The sequence below is a fragment of the Actinosynnema sp. genome (genome assembly GCF_052038725.1).
Genome location: NZ_JBQGCX010000375.1, coordinates 1 through 3,304 on the forward strand (window position 1 = coordinate 1; position 3,304 = coordinate 3,304).

General features: G+C 74.3%; 3 protein-coding genes. 2 read left to right on the top strand and 1 reads right to left on the bottom strand.

Features of this window, described 5'->3' with window-relative positions; translation table 11 throughout:
• Positions 1-636: aldehyde dehydrogenase family protein (locus ACTUAL_RS07560; RefSeq protein ID WP_440899735.1), on the top strand; the 636-nt coding region annotated here is incomplete at its 5' end.
• Between the two features lie 103 nt (positions 637-739).
• Positions 740-2,344: a BBE domain-containing protein gene (locus tag ACTUAL_RS07565; RefSeq protein WP_440899736.1), complete on the top strand. Its 1,605-nt coding sequence runs from the start codon at positions 740-742 to the stop codon at positions 2,342-2,344.
• Positions 2,345-2,382: 38 nt separating this feature from the next.
• Here the strand turns inward: ACTUAL_RS07565 and ACTUAL_RS07570 are convergent, their stop codons facing one another.
• On the bottom strand, positions 2,383-3,069 hold the full coding sequence (locus ACTUAL_RS07570; RefSeq protein WP_440899737.1) for a TetR/AcrR family transcriptional regulator: 687 nt from the start codon (positions 3,067-3,069) through the stop codon (positions 2,383-2,385).
• Positions 3,070-3,304: the final 235 nt, after the last annotated feature.

The window sequence follows — 3,304 nt, forward strand, 5'->3', positions numbered from 1 at the left end:
GCCGGGCAGCTGGCCGAGGCCGCGTTCTTCACCGCGGGCCAGGACTGCACGGCCGTCACCCGCGTGCTGGCCCACGAGTCCATCGCCCCGGCGCTCACCACCGCGCTCGTCGCCGCCGCGCGCGCCACCCGGCCGGGACCGCCCTCCGACCCCGAGGCGTTCAGCGGCCCGCTGATCACCCGCGCGCACCTGTCGCGCACCGCGGACGTCCTCGACCGGCTCCCGTCGCGGATCGAGGTCGTCGCGGGCGGGGCGCCGCTTCCCGGCCCCGGCTTCTTCTTCGCGCCGACGGTCCTGCTCGGCGCCCGCCAGAGCGACGAGGTCGTCCAGCGGGAGCTGTTCGCCCCCGTGGTCACCGTGCAGACCTTCGGCGCCGAGGACAAGGCGGTCCTGCTGGCCAACGGCGTGCGCCAGGCGTTGACCGCGAGCGTGTGGACGGCCGACCACGCCCGCGCGCACCGCCTCGTGCCCCGGCTGCGCGCCGGGTGCGTCTGGGTGAACGCGCACATGCGGTTCGCCGCCGAGATGCCCCACGGCGGTCCCGGCGCCTCCGGCCACGGCAGGGACCTCTCCCGCTACGCCGTCGATGACTACACCAGCCTCAAGCACGTCATGCACCGCTTCGACGACCGCTGACCCGCGCGCCCCCGGCTCGACCGCTCGGCCCGCCCCTCCCGCGACGCCGTCCGACCGCGCGCGCCCAACGCCGTTCCACCGTGGACCGTTAGGAGTTCCGCCAGTGCCTCTGATCGATCGACGCCGCCTGCTCACCCGCGTCGCGCTCGCGGGCGCGGGGCTCGCCGCAGCCCCCTCCGCCCTCGCCGCCGCGCCCGCCCCTGCCAGGACCGGAACCCCGCCGACCTTCGGCCCCGTCACCGTCGAACCCGGTGACCCGCGGTACGCCAGCTTCCTCGTCCAGCACAACACCCGCTTCACCGGCAGCCCGGCCCGCGTCACCGTCGCGGGCTCGGCGGGCCAGGTCGCCGACGCGCTCGCCGAGGCCGCCGCCAGGGGGCACCGGGTCGCCGCGCGCTCCGGCGGGCACTGCATGGAGGACTTCACCACCTCCTCCGAGGTCAAGCACCTGATCGACCTCTCCCAGCTCAACGAGGTCTACTTCGACCCGGCGCGCACGGCCTTCGCGGTCGAACCGGGGGCCATCGTCGCCCCCACCCAGGGCACCCTGTTCAAGGGCTGGGGCGTGATGATCCCGTCGGCGGGCTGCGCCGAGGTCGGGCTCGGCGGGCACATCCTGGGCGGCGGGTACAACTTCTACTCCCGGATGCACGGCTTAGCGGTCGACCACCTCCAGGCCGTCGAGGTCGTCACCGTCGACGCCTCGGGGCAGGCCCACGTCACCGTCGCCACCCGCGACCGGAACGACCCCCACCGCGAGCTCTGGTGGGCGCACACCGGCGGTGGCGGGGGCAACTTCGGCATCGTCACCAAGTACTGGTTCCGCACCCCCGGCGTCGCCTCGACGGACCCCAGCCGCCTGCTGCCCCGCGCCTACGACCAGCGCGTGCGGATGCTGGAGTGGTCCTGGGAGGACGTGTCCCCCGGCGCGTTCACCACCCTGACCCGCAACTTCTGCCGCTGGTTCGAGCACAACAGCGCGCCGGGGAGCCCGAAGACGCAGGTGTGGGCCTCGTACTTCACCCCGCACCAGTCGGCGGGCACCATCGGCCTGATGGCGGGCGTCAGCGCTGACGCCGCCAACGGCGAGGCCCTGCTGGCCGACTTCCTCGCCGAGGTCACCGCGAACGTCGGCGTGGCCACCAGCGCCGACCACCAGTACTCGCTGCCCTGGCTGGACCGGGGCAACTGGTACCAGGAGCCCGCGGGACGGCAGAAGAACAAGACCTCCGACCTGCGCAGGAGCTACACCGACGCCCAGATCGCCACCATCCACAGCTACCTCACCAACGACTCGTACGCCAACGCCGGGGCGCAGGTGAACATCTCCGCGCTCGGCGGGCAGATCAACGCCACCGCGCCCGGCGCCACCGCCGCCGTGCACCGGGACTCGACCATGCGCGTCTACTTCACGGCGGGCACCTGGTCCTCCGAGGCGGAGGACGCCGCCAACATCGCCTGGGTCCGCAACCTCTACCGCGACGTCTACGCCGCCTCCGGCGGCGTGCCCGTGCCGGACGCCGTCAACGCGGGCGCCTACATCAACTACCCGGACGTCGACCTCGCGGACCCGGCCTGGAACACCTCGGGCACCCCGTGGCACAGCCTCTACTACGGCGCCAACTACGCCCGCCTGCAGCAGGTCAAGAAGCACTACGACCCGCGCGGCCTGTTCCGCCACGCCCTGTCCGTCCACCCGGCCGCCTGACCCGACCGGGGGCGCGGCGCCCAGGCCCGCGCCCCCGGTCAGCCCGGCACCCGCCGCCGCACGTCGGCCAGCAGCGACCGCACCGCCCCCTCGAACGCCTCGGCCCGCAGCGGGCCGAGGAAGTCGAAGTGGCCGAACGCCTCCAGCACCACCAGGCCGTGCAGCTGGGCCCACGCGCCCAGGAACAGCACGGCGGCGGGCGGGGGCAGCTCGCCCCTGGCCTCCGGGGGCAGCTCCGCGAAGCGGGCGTGCAGCTCCTCGCTCAGCGGGGGCGCGTCCGCGCGGGCCAGCGCCTCCTCCGTGCAGCCGTCGAACAGGGCGGCGCGGAAGACCGCCGTGACCTTCCTGGCCGCCTCGGTGGTCGGGCCCTCGTGCGGGGCGCGGTAGTGCGGCAGGGGGGTGCCGTAGAGCAGCTGGAACTGGGCCCGGTGCTCGATCGCCCACCTCCGGAACGCCTCCGCCACGGCCGGGAACGGCTCCGGCGGCCCGGCGTCCAGCGCGGTCCGCACGGCCGCCGCCAGGTCCTCGTACGCCTCCGCGATCAGCGCGGTCAGCAGGTCGTCCCGGCTGGGGTAGTAGTGGTAGCGCGCCTGCACGGTCATGTCCAGGTCGCGGGCCACCGCCCGCAGCGCCAGCCCCGCGGGCCCGTGCTCGGCCATCCGGGCCTTGGCCGCGTCGAGGATCTCGCGGGTGGCGGTGGCCCGCCTGCGTTCGCGCAACGACATGCGCGCAGGTTAGCAGCAGTAGAAAAATCTAACACTGCCAAAGTTGGTTAGAGGTTGTTAGTTTTCCGGTGCACCCAGCAACCGGGAAGGCGAACCACCATGTCGCAGCACCACCTCGTCATCGGCGCGGGCCCCGTCGGCCGCCACGTCGCCGCCCTGCTCGCCGACGCGGGCGAGCGGGTCACCCTCGCCAGCCGCTCCGGCCGCGCCACCGGCCCCGAGGGCGTCGACCACC

What these genes read in the sequence shown, in the direction of transcription:
- ACTUAL_RS07570 (WP_440899737.1), bottom strand. Translation starts at nt 3,069, where the DNA reads ATGTCGTTGCGCGAACGCAGGCGGGCCACCGCCACCCGCGAGATCCTC.